Origin of the sequence: Neobacillus muris, assembly GCF_943193175.1 — a bacterium.
GTDB classification, from domain to species: Bacteria; Bacillota; Bacilli; order Bacillales; family Cytobacillaceae; genus Neobacillus; species Neobacillus muris.
Window position 1 is genome coordinate 207,171 of record NZ_CALPDF010000001.1, and the last position, 16,086, is coordinate 223,256.

Annotated in this window: 11 protein-coding genes and 1 pseudogene; 1 reads left to right on the plus strand and 11 read right to left on the minus strand. The window is 43.0% G+C overall.

The genetic code is table 11. The features are described 5' to 3' along the window. Positions 1-15: 15 nt before the first annotated feature. From NFS43_RS00935 to fdhA, 5 genes are all read right to left on the minus strand, one after another. The gene (locus tag NFS43_RS00935) at positions 16-630 is read right to left on the minus strand and encodes a bifunctional 4-hydroxy-2-oxoglutarate aldolase/2-dehydro-3-deoxy-phosphogluconate aldolase (protein ID WP_251548883.1); all 615 of its coding nucleotides are present in this window, start codon (positions 628-630) and stop codon (positions 16-18) included. 135 nt (positions 631-765) lie between these two features. Continuing rightward, positions 766-2,853, minus strand: coding sequence for a BglG family transcription antiterminator (locus NFS43_RS00940; RefSeq protein WP_251548884.1), 2,088 nt, complete (start codon positions 2,851-2,853; stop codon positions 766-768). A 242-nt stretch (positions 2,854-3,095) separates the two neighbouring features. Next, positions 3,096-4,385: an SGNH/GDSL hydrolase family protein gene (locus NFS43_RS00945; RefSeq protein ID WP_251548885.1), complete on the minus strand. Its 1,290-nt coding sequence runs from the start codon at positions 4,383-4,385 to the stop codon at positions 3,096-3,098. A gap of 226 nt (positions 4,386-4,611) precedes the next feature. Beyond that, positions 4,612-5,373 (minus strand): MIP/aquaporin family protein, encoded by a 762-nt coding sequence (locus NFS43_RS00950; RefSeq protein WP_251548886.1) that lies wholly within the window; start codon positions 5,371-5,373, stop codon positions 4,612-4,614. A 21-nt stretch (positions 5,374-5,394) separates the two neighbouring features. Next, a complete protein-coding gene (gene fdhA / locus NFS43_RS00955) occupies positions 5,395-6,609 on the minus strand; it encodes a formaldehyde dehydrogenase, glutathione-independent (RefSeq protein ID WP_251548887.1) in 1,215 nt (404 codons plus the stop codon). Positions 6,610-6,837: 228 nt separating this feature from the next. On the opposite strand from fdhA, the gene NFS43_RS00960 reads away from it, so the two are divergent. Beyond that, positions 6,838-8,598 carry a sigma-54-dependent Fis family transcriptional regulator gene (locus NFS43_RS00960; RefSeq protein ID WP_251548888.1) on the plus strand — a complete coding sequence of 587 codons (1,761 nt, stop codon included), beginning with the start codon at positions 6,838-6,840 and terminating at the stop codon, positions 8,596-8,598. Between the two features lie 62 nt (positions 8,599-8,660). Here NFS43_RS00960 and NFS43_RS00965 read toward each other — a convergent pair. The 6 genes and pseudogenes from NFS43_RS00965 to NFS43_RS00990 all read right to left on the minus strand — a co-directional run. Further along, positions 8,661-8,900 (minus strand): annotated as a pseudogene (locus NFS43_RS00965) (TIGR00366 family protein); the annotation flags it as partial. A gap of 396 nt (positions 8,901-9,296) precedes the next feature. Then, positions 9,297-11,531 (minus strand): bifunctional 2',3'-cyclic-nucleotide 2'-phosphodiesterase/3'-nucleotidase, encoded by a 2,235-nt coding sequence (locus NFS43_RS00970; RefSeq protein ID WP_251548889.1) that lies wholly within the window; start codon positions 11,529-11,531, stop codon positions 9,297-9,299. Positions 11,532-11,814: 283 nt separating this feature from the next. Then, positions 11,815-12,609 carry an ABC transporter permease gene (locus NFS43_RS00975; protein ID WP_251548890.1) on the minus strand — a complete coding sequence of 265 codons (795 nt, stop codon included), beginning with the start codon at positions 12,607-12,609 and terminating at the stop codon, positions 11,815-11,817. A 3-nt stretch (positions 12,610-12,612) separates the two neighbouring features. Next, positions 12,613-13,386, minus strand: a complete 774-nt coding sequence (locus tag NFS43_RS00980) for an ABC transporter ATP-binding protein (protein ID WP_251548891.1) — start codon at positions 13,384-13,386, stop codon at positions 12,613-12,615. A 12-nt stretch (positions 13,387-13,398) separates the two neighbouring features. After that, positions 13,399-14,448, minus strand: a complete 1,050-nt coding sequence (locus NFS43_RS00985) for an ABC transporter substrate-binding protein (RefSeq protein WP_251548892.1) — start codon at positions 14,446-14,448, stop codon at positions 13,399-13,401. A 232-nt stretch (positions 14,449-14,680) separates the two neighbouring features. Continuing rightward, entirely contained in the window at positions 14,681-16,033 is a 1,353-nt protein-coding gene (locus tag NFS43_RS00990) for a C40 family peptidase (RefSeq protein WP_251548893.1), read from the minus strand. Between the last annotated feature and the right edge of the window lie 53 nt (positions 16,034-16,086).

Below are 16,086 nucleotides of genomic sequence, written 5' to 3' on the forward strand. Positions count from 1 at the left end.
TTCCACCTATAACCTCTATAATAGCTTTTCTAATTTCCGTATTTTCATTTTCAACTGTTCAGTTTCACCATTTTCCAATGACTCTAAATTGAAAATGCCAGAACCAATTCCTAAAAAGGAAGTCCCTGCTTTAAAAAACTCCTCTGCATTATCACTATTCACTCCACCAACTGCCATAAGCGGCATTTCTCCAAGTGGGGCTCGAATATCAGATATATATTTACTTCCAAGTCTTGCAGCTGGAAAAATTTTCACGATATCCGCTCCATCTTGGAAGGATTGGTAAACTTCCGTAGGAGAAAATGCAGCTGGAATAGATATCACTCTATTTTCCTTACAATACTCTATTGTTTTCCTTGACATCATGATTGGCGATAGTAAAAACTTTGCCCCTGCTTCAATAGATTTCACAGCATTTTCGTGGTTAAGAACTGTACCAGCACCTACAACAATTTTGTCACCAAATTCTTCATTAATTTTTTTAATCGTATCAAAGGCATTTGGTGAATTTAATGGGATTTCTAAAGAATTTATTTTTGTATCTAAAAGTATTCCAACCACCTGACGAACTTGCTTGTAGGTAAACCCCCTTAAAATAAAAGTAATTTTTGGGAAACTTTTCAAATCCATTCAATCACCCCCTTTAAAGTTTTAATGGTTTGAAATTGAAATAAGAACCAAACCAGTTATACTGACAATTATAAAAAGCCAAAACTCATGTGAAGATTTTCACATAGAAAATAACCTTTTTTTTGAAACCCTATCTTAAATGTACTTTTGTTCAAAATCCTTAATAATCATCGAAATATCCTCTGGTGTTTCAGCTGCATCAAGTTTGACTTTAAAATCCAGATTTTGCAGCATATTTACTAAATGGAAAAATGCATTTAAATGTTTCTTCGCGTCAACAACACTTAAGCAACAAATGTATTTTATTGGTTTTCCTAAAAAATCGATTGGCTTTTTTAAACGGATTAAATTCATCCCAGCACGATTGCTGCCATCATCTATTCCTGCGTGTGGAACTGCAAATCCTTCAGATATAACAATATAAGGACCATATTCGTTTACATTGTGAATCATTGCCTGAATATAGGGTTCTTCGATAAAACCATTTTCTAATAATTTTTCAGCAGATTTCCGTATAGCTTCTTCGTATGAATAACATTCAACATTTAGTTGAATGTATTCAGGCTGCAAAAAGTGATATAAATACGGATGCTGTTTTTCTTCCTTAAAATATCTATAAACAACGTTCATGAGTTCACTCATCATTTGATTAGGAACCTTTGACATATACTTTTCAGCAACATGCCTAATTTGATTTATTAACTCTTTCGGTTCCTTTTTACCATTTTCCTGAAAGTCTAAATGAATATTATCCTTCTTTATTTTCTCTACCTTTTCATAAATTCCTAAAATATCATTACCAGTAAGATACGGACTAACAACCACAAGATTTACAGCTATATCGCTTAGTGGAACGGTTGATATGATTAAATCGACATCGTAATTATTTCTCTCAAGAATATTTTGTAAGTCATGTCTTGCTACAATATCAACAAATCGAAAATTAAAATGATTTTTCAATCTTGCGGCTATTAATTGTGATGTTCCTAATCCCCCAGCACATACTAAAATGACCTTAATTCTAGAAGCCTCGTATTTTTTCCTTTCAATGGCTGCACAGACATGGATGACAATATAATAAAGTTCTGTTTCAGTTATATTTTTATCCAGTGCCTTTTGTATAATATGAATATTTTTATTCACAGAATGATAAATATCGAGTGGGATACCATGATCTTCAAAGACCTCTTCCACCGGTAGGGTCATATTGTCTCTTTGTGCAAAGGAGGATAAATGATTTACAAGACTCTCAAAAAACGTATAATCACCGTTTAAATCAATTTGTAAATCGAATGATATCTCCTCGATAAACTTTCTTGTGATAATTTGAACCTTAACTATTTCAGTATCCTCATTACTATTTTTCAAATATGTCAACGAGTTAAAAATATTATTTAAAAATTTTTCTTCATTATTATTAACTTTAATATCACAATATTGAGATATCCGCATTAGAATATTTTTTGAAACCTCGAGCCAAATTTCCCCTTCAACACGAACCTCAGAGACGTAAAGTCCTTTTTGAATGCGACTGACCATAATCATTAAATAAAATAAAAGACTATCAAAAGAACCATCCGTTAAACTAATTTGATGAAAGTTTTCAATCTCGATAATGATTTTTTCAATAATAGTTTTGAGTTCTTTGTCGTCCAATAGTTTTAAGAAAAAAATTTCAAAGAAGCTAAAGTCTGAATTCCTATTTTTAATATTTTTTATACACACGGAATAAATTTCAAATAAAAGTTTCCTTCGATCCTGCTCACTTCCTTCAACAATTAATCCTTTGTTGGGATGAGATTTTAGGGACAGATTATAGCCAGTAATAAATTTTTTAACATCTTTCAAATCATTTAAGATAGTAGCTCTACTTACAAATAATCGATCTGCAATGGAAGACATAGTTATATGCACAGTTGATTGAACAAGAATAAAGGAAGTAATAAGTTTTCTTTCCTGCCTTGCTAACTTATAGGTATAAAGACTATTACTTTCCAGTAATTGAGCAATTTCCTTTTGATCACCAAAAAATCTAACATTCCCATTTCCTAAAAATTCTATCTCCACATAGTTACGACTCTCAAGAAAACGGTTAATTTCTTTGATATCATTTCGGATGGTCTTTTCGGAGACTCTATAAATATCTGCTATCTTTCCGATACCGCACTCATTGTTTGCGCTTTCAACTAATCTCATTAGAATATCGCTTTTTCTTCTATCCAATACAACCACTTCCCTTTACAAATGAATCATAACACGGCAAACAATTCATATACAGATTAAAAGTTTTCCCTCATGAGGGAAGGGTTTTCAACCATTTAATTAATTTCTTAATAGGGGTTCACAGGTAGAGCTGAAGGGACGATTATCGAATAAAAAAAGGAAGTTAAAGGCCTACTTATTTGTAGGTAATTAACTTCCTTTCTTGTCTTTATTGGGATATAAGTGTACCACTTGCTTTTAGACTATATTTCCTTTTTTCCTTCTTTGACAACTCGCTGCACTTTCAATGCGGCTAGTCCTGCTAATACTATTGCGGTTCCCAGGAGCAAATAATTGTACATGGGTGAGGCAGTATTTGGCAGGGTATGTCCTATTCCTGCTGCGGTTGGTGTACTACTGGAGGTTGTCCCGTTATTTGGTGTATTACCGCTTGTATTGTTGTTTATAGGCTGTTCGCTGCCCCCTCCTGATTGATTTTCAGAAGGCTGCGGTTCCGTATTCGATTTAATCGTGCAAATTTCGATTACCTGTACTTTTTTGACTCCTTTTGCATCTTCTACATAAACTGTATATTTGCCATTTTGGGTAACGGCAAACTGATTCTCCACAATATCAGTTCCAGCTGATTTAAAATCCGCCGCTGTTTTTTCACCCGGGAGCCATTTCATGACAACCGGTTGTACAGCATCCGTCGAAACCGTAATTGTCACTGGATCAGAAGTTGGTTCAGTTGTGGCTGGTGTTAAGGTAATGGAAAAATCACTTGGCAGCAGATTGGCAGCCAACTCGGCAAGAACTTGATGTCCAGCTGCATTAGGGTGAATATCCGCTGGCAAAATCAGATTTCCTTGCTTCCCATTAAAAGCCGAATAAGCATCGGCTACATCTGCTCCGAATTGCGCTGCAAGAGGCTGGATAACCTGCAAATTGACCACAGGAATGACCCCTTCGCCAAAAGCCTGCAGCGGACCTGAGCCAAATGGATTGTACAAATTGTAAAGAATAATTTGCGCATTAGGGTTGAGAGCCCTGACTGTTCCCAGAATCGTTCCAAGGTTTATTGCTATGTTTGGGATAGAGGCCGTCAACGCCTGTTTAGCTGCATCCATCTCCTGCTGGGTCGGCATTATTGGCGGATTAGCCCTTAATTTTGCCAGTATGGCTGCAGCTTCAGGGACCTGCAATAAGTCATTATTGCCGATGTCTAATGTAATGACGTCGGCATTTTTGATGGCTGCCATATTTTCCGGTGAATTGCTGATGGCAGCTAATAATTCCGTCGTTTTCCAGCCTCCGCCGCTAATGTTCTTGGTTATGGCATACTCATTAGGACTAATGAGATAGGGAAAAGCCCGCTCATTAATGGGCTGAGCCTGGCTGTGATCCTCACCAAGATTCCACCCATGGGTAATCGAATCCCCTAGTGCCACAATACTTTTTTTCTGGTCGGTATCCGCCAAAACAAATGATGCAAAGAAGGTCTGGAAAGCAAGAATGAAGGCAACTAAAATCACTAATCTCTTAAACTTCAAAAAATCTCCTCCAACTATGTATATTTTCCTATGATTATATCACACCCTGTTATTTTTTGGATATTTTTACATCTATTTTCCTATTATTTTCGAATCATAGTGACAGTTCTTTTTTGCTTCATTTACCCTCCACAACAAATTCACCATCTCCTACCAATAAAAATAAAAAAGAAGCAAATGCCAAAAAAGCACCTGCTTCAAAAAATTTTGGAGCCGTCCCCTTGCTTTAAGCCTTTATTGTTTCACTTTCTGATGTTGCCGCCATTGGACTTGGACTGGCCATCCATCGATAGACGAATGCCGCCAAACTAGACCCAACCACGGGACCAATCACGTAAATCGGAAACTGGCTCCATGGAATATTCCCCCCGGAGAAACTGCCGACCAAATAAGGTCCAAAGGTTCGGGCCGGATTAAAGGATGAACCGGTAGGGCCTGCAGTCATCATAATAATGCCGCCCACCGTCAGCCCGATAATCAGGCCGGCGAAATCCTTCGGCGCCCGCTGATCAACCGCCAGTCCCATGATGACTAACATTAAAATAAACGTTTCTATTGCTTCTATAACAATCCCCTGAAAATAACCAGTAGTAGGCGCGAGCGTCGTGGCGCCCAGATTGCCGATCGCCGCCCCATCTGAACCGAGCACCGCCAGAATCCCTAACGCCCCAATTACTGCTCCAGCCAGTTGGGCGATTAAGTACGGCACCACTTCCCTTTTGGGAAATTCGCCAACTACCGCAAGCCCAATCGTGACAGCTGGATTAATATGACAGCCCGAGATTTTGCCTATCGTGTAAATCATCGCAATCACAATTATGGCAAACGCCAAACTGATGACACCGATATCTGCAAGCGTCGCGCCCTGCCCGCTATCGGCGGTCAGAATCCCGTTAAAGGCAGCAGCACCTGGTCCAATAAGTACTAACAAAGCAGTGCCGACCCCTTCAGCTGTTAAGCGCTTCCATAATGAAGGAGATGAATCCATTGTCTTCCCTCCTGTTAAAAATTATTTCAGCACTCCATGTGGGTCAATCACAAATTTCCGGGCCACGCCGCGGTCAAAATCTCCATAAGCACGCGGGGCTTCATCCAGTGAAATGACGGTCGCATTGACAGCTTTAGCAATTTGGGCTTTTCCGCTAAGAATCGCACTCATCAGCTGGCGATGATATTTCATAACAGGTGTTTGCCCGGTCACGAAGGTATGAGCCTTGGCCCAGCCAAGTCCAATCCGAATTTTCAACGAACCGATTTTTGCATCCTCATCAACAGCGCCTGGGTCACCCGTTACATAAAGACCTGGAATGCCCAATTGTCCCCCTGCACGGGTGACCTGCATGATTGAGTTTAACACCGTCGCTGGAGCTTCTCCGTGATTTTTTCCATGCCCATGTGCTTCAAAGCCAACACAGTCAATGGCGCAATCCACTTCCGGCACACCCAAAATTTGTTCAATTTGTTCACCAAGATTATCATGCAGACTCAAGTTGACAGTCTCACATCCGAAGCTTCTTGCCTGGCTTAATCTTTCCTCATTAAGATCGCCGACAATGACGACAGATGCCCCAAGCAATTGGGCTGAATGCGCGGCAGCCAGACCTACAGGACCCGCCCCGGCAACATAGACGGTGGAGCCTGTCTTAACGCCAGCGCTAACGGCACCGTGATAGCCTGTTGGAAAAATATCGGATAACATCGTCAAATCACGGATTTTTTCCATTGCTTGGTCCTTATCAGGAAATTTCAGCAATTGGAAATCTGCATATGGAACCATGACATACTCGGACTGTCCGCCTACCCAGCCGCCCATGTCGACATAGCCATAAGCAGAGCCGGGGCGGTCCGGATTGACGTTCTCGCAAATATGGGTATTCTGCTCTTTACAGCTGCGGCACCTTCCACAGGCAATATTAAAAGGCACAGAAACGAGATCGCCTTTCTTAATGAATTCCACATCCCGGCCGACTTCGATGACTTCCCCAGTAATTTCATGGCCCAATACAAGCCCTGATGGAGCCGTCGTCCGGCCGCGGACCATATGCTGGTCACTGCCGCAAATATTGGTGGTGACCACTTTCAGAATGACACCATGGTCACATTTACGGCCAACGTTAAGCTTATTGACACCTGGGCCGTCCCTTAGAATCAAATCCGGAAAGTCAATGTCCCTCACTTCGACTTTCCCTGGACCAACATAAACAACTGCACGATTGCCTGCCATTAAAAAATTCCCCCTTTTAAGAATGGTACAGCCTTTAATAATGCAAGTACCGTGCCAACTAAAAAACGCCGTAAGAATGGCCTATTTTTCCTAATAGGATTTTATAGGTGTGCCACAACGAAACAAAAATTGTCCTATTTTGAGCCAATCTTTATGGAAGAAAATTCAAAATAGTCAGTTTATGTTATAATTCTTTTAGATCATGATCCTTACTTGAGAGGTGATACCTTGCATAATCAGATTGGCGAGGCGGAAATAATCCAAAAATCTTGGAAGCGCTGTCACGTAATCGGTTTAGACCCTGTGATTCCATCCAGAAATCCCCTGATTGAGGAAAAACGGCTAGACCACGTGATGAAGGAGAACCAGGGACTTCTGCAGCAGGCTGTTCCTGTCCTTGAAAAATTTTTCCCCGAATTCAAACAGATGCGCCAGGTGGCCGTCTTAGTTGACCGAAATGGAATCGTGATCCACGCCATCGGTGACCCGGAACTTTTACATAGGACCAATACGATTCACTTAAGCCTGGGGGCAAACTGGAATGAACAGTCAATGGGTACAAACGCCATAAGTGTTTCTTTAATTGAAAAAAGGCCTGTCCAAGTCAGAGGAAACGAACACTTTTTTGCAGCCGCCCACTTTTTGGCCTGCTCAGCAAGCCCGATTTATACCCCGTCAGGAGAATTGGCTGGTGTCATCAACATTAGCAGCCGCATCGAAGACCACCATCCCATGAACCTGCACCTTGCCTGTATGGCGGCAGAGTTAATCCAAGATAAACTTGTACTGGAACGAAATCATGCAGAGAAGCTTGTGCTGCAAAAGGAAATGGATGTATTATCAGACCAGCTCCCCTATCCGGCGTTACTGTTAGACCAAGATGAGCGGGTTGTCCGAGCCAACCAAGCTGCCCAAAATTTTTTTGGATACCAGCCGCTTGGCGAGCCCATCCGTCGTAAAGAGTATTTTAAAATAGAAGAAATTTATGACAACCGCAATCGTTTTTGGGGATCTGTCGCCATCAGCCGCACAGGCCAGCCTCCTAGCGCGACAGGCAGGTTACACACATTTAATGATGTTGCCGGACAATGCCGCAAATTAGTCGAAACAAAAGAATTAGGAAAAAAAGTATCCTATACCAATTTGCCGGTTTTACTGATCGGGGAAAGCGGAACGGGAAAGGAATTAATGGCCCAGTCCATCCATTCCCATGGTCCGCTGCAGGATGGGCCGTTCATCGCGGTCAATTGCAGTGCGATTCCTGAGAGCCTTATCGAAAGCGAATGGTTTGGTTACGAGCCAGGAGCATTTACAGGGGCTAACCGCCGGGGCAGCATCGGGAAATTTGAGGCAGCCCATGGCGGGACAATTTTTCTAGACGAAATTGGCGATATGTCATTAAGGGCACAAGCCGCATTGCTGCGGGTGCTCCAAGAAAAGATGATTACCCCCGTCGGGAGCACGAAGAGCAAACCGATTGATGTAAGAGTCATTTCGGCCACGCATCGAAATTTAATAGAGGAGATCAAGGCCGGCAGGTTCCGTTCCGATTTGTATTACCGATTAAAGGGAATCCAAATTAACCTTCCCTCTTTACGGGATCGGGAAGATCTTCCTTTTTTAGCTGAGTTTTTTTTGCAGAGGATGAATTATCCAGCAAGAGCCTTATCAAAATCGGCAATGGACAAGCTAGCAAGCTATCGATGGCCGGGTAATATCCGCGAGCTAAGAAATGTGTTACTGCAAGCGGCTTTTTTAGCAGACGGGCAGCAGATTACCTCCAAGCATATTCTCTTCGAAAAAGAACTGGCAGAAACACCAGAAAATCCTGCTAACCCAACCATTACTTTAGAAGATACAGAAAAAAGAACCATAAAAAACACCTTGCAATTAACAGATTGGAATATCAGCAAAGCAGCCAAACTGCTCAAAATAAGCCGAAGCACGCTTTATCGAAAAATAAACGAATACAACATCCAGCCGTATTGAAGGCTGAACTTGGGGACGGTTCTTCTGGTTTAAAGTCAGGAAAATCGTCCCTTTGGAATTTTTTAATAAACAAATAACATAAGAATAGTGGTGATAATTCCAACCCAAATACTTAATAAGAAACAGTAACCCATGATATGTCGGATATGAAGACCTACAACACTTAAGATAGGCAATGCCCAGAAAGGCTGAATTAGGTTGGTCCACGCGTCTCCCCAGCCAACTGCCATTGCTGTAACTGCAGGATCAACCCCAAGATTTAAGCCTGCCGGACCTTGAAGCGGCCCCTGCAGCGCCCACTTATTCCTGGTTTTGAGACCTCAATTGTTCTTTCCAACGCAAATTTTCCACTTTATTTGTTCTTTAAAGAGAGACTTTTTTTGTTACCGGCGCTTTCGACTTGTTTTTCGGCAAAGTTCACATATTTTCCGGACCTTTCCCCACTTTACCGGCGGATTTCCTCCTCTTTTCAACCGTTCCTCCCCTTTTACCGGTACTTCCTTAGGAAAGAGCAACGATGTATGACCTGTTCACTCGATGCTTATGCTGACGGAGACTTCCTTACGAATCTCGCTGACTGCAGATCCGACAAGTGAAAACAGAGGCGTGGCTGGACTTATGCCGGATAGAAAAATTTTCTGCTCTCCTATCGTCCAAAAAGGAGCCCAACCAGTTGGTTGGACTCCTTCTCACACAAATTAATGTAGTTGGCGCTTTCTGATATAGAGGACAACCCCGCTGATCACGACCAGCAATCCAAGCAGCAGATAATCATACATAGCTGTGGCCGTCTTCGGCAGCGCCTTGCCTTCGTTATCGGAATCTGCCGCCTTATCCGTTACTGATCCAGCATTAGACGCCGTTGATTCATTATCCGATGGTGTTCCATTTTCCTTCTGGCGGCCATCGGATGGTGTTCCATTCCCGTTATCAGATGGAGTCCCGTTGTTTTCCGTTCCACCCTGCACAGGATCATTGCCCGGTTCTTCCCCATTCGCAAAGACAAGCTGATACGTTTGAGAGCCCCCGCTTGCTTCACCAACAGCCTTAATGTTAGGAACCATATCCAGGTATTCAGTTCCCTCCACAGGACTAGTAAAGGTAAGCGTGACATTTCCAGCTATCGGTGCAATCGACCAGTTTTGATCGGCCACCGGGCTGATCACGCCTTTATCCCGAATATAATCCATCATGATGTCGCGGATTTCTTCTGTGGAATCAAGCACAAGCGGAGCCGCTCCATCGACTAATCCAGGAAAATTGCCGCCCCCGCCGGCACGATAGTTATTGGTGACCACAATAAACTCCTGGTCCTCCGTAATCGGCGTACCATCCATCATCGTGAAATTAATAACTCTGTGAGCCGCAGCATTCTCAAGCGCACCAGTTTTGAAATTATATCTTCTAGGCTGCGTGACATCCACTTGGTATTTAACCCCGTCAATCACATCATATAAATACCCAGCAAAAGAGGTATCCAGCAATTCTTGGCTTTCCGTTTTAGCAGGGTCAATCTGCTTAAAGTTAGAAGCCGAAAACTCCAGCCATTCTTTCACTTGTGCCCCCGTCATTTTGACTGCTTTAATCGTATTGTCAAAGTTATACAAATCCGTTGCACTCTTTATTGACAGATCGCCGACAGCTACATTGGTATTATTTTTAAAAGGGGCTGCAGCAGAGAGAACAGGCAGACCGCTTAATTCCGGCTGCGTTTTAAGCCAATTTTTCGCATAATCCATCTGAACTTCATTGATAAATTGCAGACTGGCATCATCTGTTACTCTGGCAAAAAAGCTGAACATCGGATTCGTTGTTTGCCCAATTTTTTCATTCACATAGCGAATCGTTGCCTCATGGAAATTCTTCGCGCCATCAGCGATTCCTTGGTCAACCGCTGTTGCTGCCGTAACGGCTTCCGTTGTAACTTTTGCCGCTTGCTTATCGACCGTCCACTTGCCATTTGCATCTTGAACAAGATTTAAATCAATGACGCCTAAATGATCTCCCCATTTTCCCGCCTCCGTTGCCGGAACGCCATTGATAAAACCATTCACATAATCAATTCCTGTTAAAGGAGTTTTGGAAAAAGAAGGGCTCGGGAATGTCTGATGAGCATGTCCAAAAAGCATCACATCAATATCAGGAACCTTTGTTAGTTCATAAACCGCATTTTCAGCTGCTTGATCATCTTCTTCCTGAAGGTCACAGCCGGAATGGGCGATGGCAACAATAATATCTGCCCCTTCTGCTTTCATCTGAGGAATGAATTTTCTAGCTGTTTCTGTAATGCCCTTGACTGTTACTTTTCCATCAAGATAGAACTTATCCCAATTCATGATTTGAGGCGGAACAAATCCAATGACTCCCACTTTAATTGTCGATTTATGGCCGTTGTCATCCATAATTTCTCTATTAAGGATTTTATAAGGGGTAAAATAATTGTCTCCGGTCGCTGCGTCATACACGTTCGCATTGACAACATCAAATTCCGCTCCCTTTAAAACCTGATTTAAATAGTCTAATCCATAATTAAATTCATGGTTTCCCACAATCGCAGCATCGTAATCAAGGCTATTCATCGCTTGAAACATGGGATGAATTTCGCCTGCCTGCAGATTTTTCGCTGCATACGTAGCGAGTGGGGTTCCTTGAATCGTATCGCCTGCATCAAATAGCAGCGAGTTGACAGCTCCCTCTCTTGCTTCCTTGATGAGGGTTGCTGTTTTGGCTAATCCATACGATTGATTATCCTTATCCTGGTAATAATCATACGGCATAATATTGGAGTGAAGATCCGTAGTTTCCAAGATACGTAAAGAGGCCGTATTTCCAACAGTTTCTGCCTTCGTGCCACTTGGAATAATTCCAACCGCCGTTGCTGCCAAAAGAAAGGATGCAGCCACACTGACTAATAAACGTTTACCCTTTTTCAACTTTGAACAACCACCTTTGATGTCATGAATAAAATTATAAAACTAGAACTACTAAGAATATTTTCACTATTACTATATTAGTATAGCAGACGCCTCATAGGCATTCAATAAAAATATGAACAATAATTTAATTCTTATAATTAATGTACGTGTTTTAGGTTTTAGAATCCAAATACCGCTCACAATTTGAGATGCGTTTTTTTAAAAGGCGAATATTAAAAAGGCCGGTTCTTGTGCTTCCATAATGTATGCACAAGAACCGGCCTTGATTTCATGGGAACTCTTACTTCCAAGGAATCAAAATCCGTTCAAGCCATTGCAGGCCTCTATTAAATAATAATCCCAACAACGATAACAGCAGGACACCTGCCATGAGTTTGGTGGTAATCATGAGGTTGCCGTAGTGCAGCACCATAGCGCCAATTCCATATTCTGCCGCAATCATTTCAGCCGAAACCAAAAGCAATAGGGCTGTTCCAGCCGCTAATTTTAATCCGGCAAAAATCGTCGGCAGAGCTCCAGGCAAAATCACCTTCCGAATCACATTCACATGATTGGAACCAAAGGTAACCGCCGCTTTAATCAGAATCGGATCAACACTTTTCACACCGGAGAAGGTATTAATTAATACAGGAAAAAATACCCCCAGTGCAATAATGGCAACCTTTGGCATTTCACCAATCCCAAACCAGAGAATAATTAACGGCAATAACGCAATTTTTGGAATCGGATAGATCGCATACACAATCGGCGTAAATATCGCATCGGCCCGTTTCGAAAACCCAAGCATAAGTCCGACTAGAATCCCTAATACCGCCCCAATCGCATAGCCACCCAAAATCCGATACAGGCTGGCAAGAAGGTTCTTAAACAGCTCTCCGCTGCTAATCAGCTCCCAGCCATCCATAACAATCGCAGTGGGCGCCGGCAAAAATAGCGGCGGCACAATGTGTAACCGGCAGACGAGTTCCCAGAGGACGAGGAGGCCCGTAATGCCCGCAACTGAAACATATCCTGGAATCTTTTTCTCAAGAAACTCGACACGATTTTTGATGACTTTCTTCGTCGCTGCTTCCATTTATTATGCCTCCTTGATGGCCGCCTGGGCGTCATGGCGGATTAAGTTCCAAATCTCGTCGGAATACCGCTCAAATTGCTTCCGGTATTGCTCTTGGTCACGGCCCATTCTCGGCAAATCAATCTTGATAATCTCCTTGATTTCGCCAGGATGCCGTGACAGTACAATCACACGGTCCGCCAAATATACGGCTTCTTGAATGTTATGGGTCACATAGAGGGTGCTTAATTTCGTCCGATTCCAAATCGTTAATAGTTCTTCCTGCATAATAGTCCGTGTTTGAGCGTCCAATGCTGAAAACGGCTCGTCCATCAGAAGCAAATCGGGTTCTACCGCAAGGGCCCGGGCAATCCCCGCCCTTTGCTTCATGCCGCCGGAAAGCTGTTTAGGATAAGCCTTTTCAAAGCCGGTCAGCCCCACCATATCAATATAGTGCTGGCCGATTTCCTGACATTCTTTTCTGCCTATGCCTCTTTCCTCCAGCCCATAAATGACATTCTGATACACAGTGCGCCATGGAAGCAGGGCAATTTCCTGAAACACAATGCCTAAGGCTGGGTCCTTGTCCTCATTTCCTTCAAAATAGACTTCCCCCTGGCTTGGTGACAGCAATCCGCCTACAATATTCAGCAAGGTAGATTTACCGCAGCCACTCGGGCCTACCAGAACAACAAACTCTTGTTCTTCTATGGAAAAATTAATATTTTTCAGCGCGGTTACTTCTTTCTTCTTTGAATCACCGAATCGTTTTTCCACGTTTTCAATGACTACTCTCATGTTGTCACTTCCTTATTGCTGCTTCAATGCATCCTCAAGCAATTTTGTATTCACAATTTCTTTAGCATCGATCGCTTTATCAATCAGCTTTTCTTTCGCATACCAGTCGATCTGTGTCTGAATATCCTCTTCTAGCAATTTTCCATCACGATCCATATAAGGCAGGCCTTTTTTCACTACTTCTGGGTCTTGGCCGACATATTTGGCAATAATATTGACCACTTCATCGTAATTCTCCCCAGGAACCACTTTTCCGTCTTTTGTGGTGAGGACCGCATCATAATAGTAACGGGTTGCCTTTGCATACGCCTTTAAAAAGCGAACGGCCGCGTCTTTATTTTCCGCAAACTTCGGTGAGTAGAAGATGCCGGAGGTTTGGTAGTCGATTTCGTCGCCTACTTGGGTGATAACTTTTCCATACCCTTCCTCGACAACCGTAGAAATATTAGGCTCGTTTAAAATAACGGCATCCACTTGCTTGCTGTTCAATGCTTCCATCAAGCCATTAATGCTGTTAAGCGGCACTAATTGAATATCCTTTAAAGTAAGCCCCTGTTTTTCTAAAATTCTCCCCGCCATATAGTGGAAGGTAGAACCTGTTTGGGTTATGCCAATTTTCTTGCCCTTTAAATCTTTTGGTGAGCTGACGTCTGAATCCTTTGGCACTAATAGGGCGGAAGATGAAAACCCTTTCGCTTCACGTCCCTTGTCAGCCACAATCCATAACTTCTGTCCACCTGCAACCATATTGTAAAGGCTGGCAGTAATCCCGGTTGCTCCTACATCTACACTGCCTCCCGCAGTGGCAACGGCGATTGGCTGAGCAGCCTCAAACCATTTAGCATTGGCCTTAATGCCTTCTTCTTTAAAAAATCCCTTTTCGATCGCTATAAATAGCGGTGCCGAGCTTGTTAACTTTAACATGCCAATATCAACAGAAACCTCTTCTGCAGACTTCTTTCCTGAACCTGAACTCTCCTTGTCCTCCTGCTGCCCGCAGCCAGCTAGGACCAGTGCCAGCATCAGGACAACTGCCAAGAGCCGGAAAACATTTTGCTTCATCACTTTAAACCTCCACAGTAATTTAATCTCCTCTATTATAACGCAGCTGTCCATAAAATCGACATAATTTTCTAAAAAAGAGACAAGAAGGATGACCCCGATAAGCTTCTCCTTGGCACCTGCTTGCTCTATTCCATCGATAAGCAAAAGAAGCAGCAGATGCCCCCTTTCGACAAAAAAACAGCTAGATCCACATGGAGTCTAGCTGTTTTCAGGGCCATGGATCTCCCCATTAGTAAGGGGATTTGGCGCCTAGGTATCTAGTTTTCCAATAGGTGGATGTCATATCAGAAATGACAACACCAGAGGAAGCTGCACTAATAAATTGGTTGTTTCCTAGATAAATGCCAACATGGGACGGCCCGACTTTATAGGTTTCAAAAAAAACAAGGTCTCCCACGCTTGGTGAACTTACCGGTGTGGCTGCATCCCATTGTGTTGCGGCCGTTCGCGGCAAAGTGATTCCCACTTTAGCAAAAACATATTTGGTAAAGCCGCTGCAATCAAATCCCGCAGGCGTATTTCCTGCCCATTTATACGGAGCACCAACATATTTCTTGGCTTCTGCAATCACGTCTTCCACGAGTGAAGCAGATGCCGCTGCTGGTTTTTGGGCTGTTTCGGTTGATGCCGCAGGCGCTTGGGCGGCTTCAGAATTAGAAGTCACTGGTGCCGTTTCCGCTGCAGGTGCGGCTGCCTGTGCAGGTGCACTATTTGCTGCGGCTGGTTTGGCTGTTGTTGCACTGGATTCGGCTGGTTTTGCCGCTGATGCTGCCGCACTTAATTCCGCTGTCGCTGTTTCTGCAGGTGCTGCACTTGAACTTGATTCCGCTGGTTTTGCTGCCTGTGCCGGTGCCGTTTCGCTTGAAGCGGCTAGTGCCGCTGCCTCTGCCGTCGTTCCTGAAGCAGCAGCAGTCTCATCGGCTGGAGTACTTGAAGCGGCCGGTGCGGCTGCGTCAGAGGTTACCGTCGCAGTTTCCTCAGATGCTTCCGCAGCGGCTTCAGCTGTCTGCTTAGAGTCACCGGCAGCATAACTGCTTACATTTAACGTTTTTCCAGCATAAATAGTATCAGAGGATAATTGATTCATAGATTTAAGCTGAGAAACGGTCAAATGAAAACGCGCCCCGATCTCAGAAAGCGTATCACCTTTTTGAATCGTATAAGAAGAAGGACTTACATCCGCTTCGGCAATCTTCAATTGCATCCCAATTTGAAGAAAACCAGAAGTCATGCCATTTAAGCGTTTTAATTCACTTACGGTTGTGCCATTCTCTTTGGCAATCTTCCAAAGACTATCCCCTTTTTTAACAGTATAAGTAAGTGAAAGTTTTTGATTGACATAGATCGTATCACCAGAAAGTGCATTCCACTCTTTTAACTGTTTAATAGACACATGATGGGTTTGGGCAATTTTCCATAGGCTGTCCCCTGGACGGACAGTATATGCGGGTTCTTCTGCACTTGCTGCGGCTCCAAAAGCAGTAAGGACAAGCCCAGCTGTGGCAGTTGCTGCTACTAGATTTTTCTTCACTTTCGCCATTTCCTTCTTTCCTTCATTTACTTCATTTACTTCAATAGACATAATAATCCTTTTTTCGACAAAATACATCCGACGAAAGTGGCAGTTTCATTGGG

Bases quoted from the DNA above. Each gene is read 5' to 3' on its own strand.
- NFS43_RS00935 (WP_251548883.1), bottom strand. From the start codon at position 630: ATGGATTTGAAAAGTTTCCCAAAAATTACTTTTATTTTAAGGGGGTTT.
- NFS43_RS00950 (WP_251548886.1), bottom strand. From the start codon at position 5,373: ATGGATTCATCTCCTTCATTATGGAAGCGCTTAACAGCTGAAGGGGTC.
- NFS43_RS00980 (WP_251548891.1), bottom strand. From the start codon at position 13,386: ATGAGAGTAGTCATTGAAAACGTGGAAAAACGATTCGGTGATTCAAAG.
- fdhA (WP_251548887.1), bottom strand. From the start codon at position 6,609: ATGGCAGGCAATCGTGCAGTTGTTTATGTTGGTCCAGGGAAAGTCGAA.
- NFS43_RS00975 (WP_251548890.1), bottom strand. From the start codon at position 12,609: ATGGAAGCAGCGACGAAGAAAGTCATCAAAAATCGTGTCGAGTTTCTT.
- NFS43_RS00985 (WP_251548892.1), bottom strand. From the start codon at position 14,448: ATGAAGCAAAATGTTTTCCGGCTCTTGGCAGTTGTCCTGATGCTGGCA.
- NFS43_RS00990 (WP_251548893.1), bottom strand. From the start codon at position 16,033: ATGTCTATTGAAGTAAATGAAGTAAATGAAGGAAAGAAGGAAATGGCG.